The sequence below is a fragment of the Streptomyces sp. MBT65 genome, from assembly GCF_016612545.1.
Taxonomy (GTDB): domain Bacteria; phylum Actinomycetota; class Actinomycetes; order Streptomycetales; family Streptomycetaceae; genus Streptomyces.
In genome coordinates this window covers 1-2,495 of sequence record NZ_JAENRY010000548.1, presented here as the reverse complement: position 1 = coordinate 2,495, position 2,495 = coordinate 1, and the positions used below count along the sequence as shown (strand labels likewise).

Annotated in this window: 2 protein-coding genes; both read left to right on the top strand. The window is 70.9% G+C overall.

All coding sequences use genetic code 11. The features are described 5' to 3' along the window. Positions 1-92 precede the first annotated feature (92 nt). Positions 93-1,610, top strand: coding sequence for a tRNA (N6-isopentenyl adenosine(37)-C2)-methylthiotransferase MiaB (miaB, locus tag JHN63_RS50085; protein WP_200691792.1), 1,518 nt, complete (start codon positions 93-95; stop codon positions 1,608-1,610). A gap of 136 nt (positions 1,611-1,746) precedes the next feature. Then, a complete protein-coding gene (locus JHN63_RS50080) occupies positions 1,747-2,472 on the top strand; it encodes a class III extradiol dioxygenase subunit B-like domain-containing protein (protein ID WP_200691791.1) in 726 nt (241 codons plus the stop codon). Positions 2,473-2,495 lie beyond the last annotated feature (23 nt).

Sequence of the window (2,495 nt, the reverse complement as noted above, 5' to 3'; positions counted from 1 at the left end):
GGGGTGGGGCGTCGGCGGGGAGTGACCGGTCTGCGGGGTGGCGGTTCTCGGCCGCCGGAAGAGCCGCTCCCGGCACCGCCTACCCTTGTCACATGACCAGCGGTGACCGGAGCGAAGCAGTGGACGTCAAAACATACGAAGTGCGCACCTACGGGTGCCAGATGAACGTCCACGATTCCGAGCGGCTCTCCGGTCTCCTGGAGGGTGCCGGCTATGTGCGCGCGCCCGAGGGCTCGGACGGGGACGCGGACGTCGTCGTCTTCAACACCTGCGCCGTGCGCGAGAACGCCGACAACAAGCTCTACGGGAACCTCGGCCGGCTCGCCCCGATGAAGACGAAGCGCCCCGGGATGCAGATCGCCGTCGGCGGCTGCCTCGCCCAGAAGGACCGCGACACCATCGTGAAGAAGGCGCCCTGGGTGGACGTCGTCTTCGGCACGCACAACATCGGCAAGCTCCCGGTGCTGCTGGAACGCGCGCGCGTGCAGGAAGAGGCGCAGGTCGAGATCGCGGAGTCCCTGGAGGCCTTCCCCTCGACGCTGCCGACCCGGCGCGAGAGTGCCTACGCGGCTTGGGTGTCGATCTCCGTCGGCTGCAACAACACCTGCACCTTCTGCATCGTCCCGGCGCTGCGCGGCAAGGAGAAGGACCGCCGCACAGGCGACATCCTCGCCGAGATCGAGGCCCTGGTCGGCGAGGGCGTCTCCGAGATCACGCTGCTCGGCCAGAACGTCAACGCGTACGGCTCCGACATCGGCGACCGCGAGGCCTTCAGCAAGCTGCTGCGGGCCTGCGGGACCATTGAGGGCCTGGAGCGCGTCCGGTTCACGTCGCCGCACCCTCGCGACTTCACCGACGACGTCATCGCCGCGATGGCCGAGACGCCGAACGTGATGCCGCAGCTGCACATGCCGATGCAGTCCGGCTCCGACCCGATCCTCAAGGCCATGCGCCGGTCCTACCGCCAGGAGCGCTACCTGGGGATCATCGAGAAGGTCCGCGCGTCCATCCCGCACGCCGCCATCACCACCGACATCATCGTGGGCTTCCCCGGGGAGACCGAGGAGGACTTCGAGCAGACGATGCACGCGGTCCGCGAGGCGCGCTTCGCGCAAGCGTTCACGTTCCAGTACTCGAAGAGGCCCGGCACCCCGGCCGCGACCATGGAGAACCAGATCCCCAAGGAGGTCGTCCAGGAGCGCTACATGCGGCTGGTAGCCCTCCAGGAGGAGATCTCCTGGGACGAGAACAAGAAGCAGGTCGGCCGCACCGTGGAGCTGATGGTCGCCGAGGGCGAGGGCCGCAAGGACGGTGCCACCCACCGTCTCTCCGGGCGTGCCCCCGACAACCGCCTCGTCCACTTCACCAAGCCGGACCAGGACGTGCGCCCCGGTGACGTGGTGACGGTCGAGATCACGTACGCCGCCCCGCACCACCTCCTCGCAGAGGGGCCCACCCTGAACGTGCGTCCCACGCGCGCGGGCGATGCCTGGGAGAAGCGCAACGCGGCCGAGGCCGCCAAGCCGGTCGGCGTGATGCTGGGCCTGCCGAAGATCGGCGCACCCGCGCCGCTGCCGGTCGCCACGGGGAGCGGTTGCGGCTGCGACTGAGAGCGCGACCCGCTGAGCGACGTCGGGTCGGTGGCGGATTGTCGGCGTGGCCATGTGGGGCTGTAGTCCGCGTTGATCCGTAGGCCATGTGGACTGTCGGCGTGCCGTGTCAGTGCGGCTTGTTAGTGTTCCGGCCATGCTCGTAGCCGCCGCCGTCTGCCCCTGTCCTCCGCTCCTCGTCCCCGATGTCGCCGCGGGTGCGGCGCCCGAACTGGCCGCCGCGCGGGCCGCGTGCACCGACGCGCTGGGTGTACTGGCCGCCGCCCGGCCCGACCGCCTGGTGGTCGTCGGACCCGCCGAGCAGAGCGGGCGCGGGCCGCATCCTGAGGGCACCCGGGGTTCGTTCCGCGGCTTCGGTGTGGATCTCGACGTACGGCTGGGAGGGGACCGGCCCGGGGACGGCGGCGCGGCATCGGAGCGTGAGCTTCCGCCCTCGCTGGCCGTCGCCGCGTGGCTGCTGGAGCGGACCGGGTGGTCGGACGCCCCGATCGAGGGACTCGGCGTCGGGGAACCTCTTGAGGCCGAGCGGTGTATTCAGACCGGGAGGGACCTCGTCGCGCAGCCCGACCGGGTCGCGCTGCTGGTGATGGGCGACGCCAGCGCGTGCCGGACGCTGAAGGCACCGGGTTATCTCGACGAGCGGGCGGCACCCTTCGACGCGGAGGTCGCGCGTGCGCTGGGGGCGGCGGACGTAGCGGCTCTCAAGGCGCTGGACACCGAGCTGGCGTACGAACTGAAGGCCTCGGGCCGTGCGCCCTGGCAGGTCCTCGCGGGCGCTGCCGAGGGCGCGGACCTGGGCGGTGCGCTGTTGTACGAGGACGCGCCGTACGGGGTCGGGTACGTGGTTGCTACCTGGTCGTAGGTGCGGGTGCGGGTGCGGGTGCG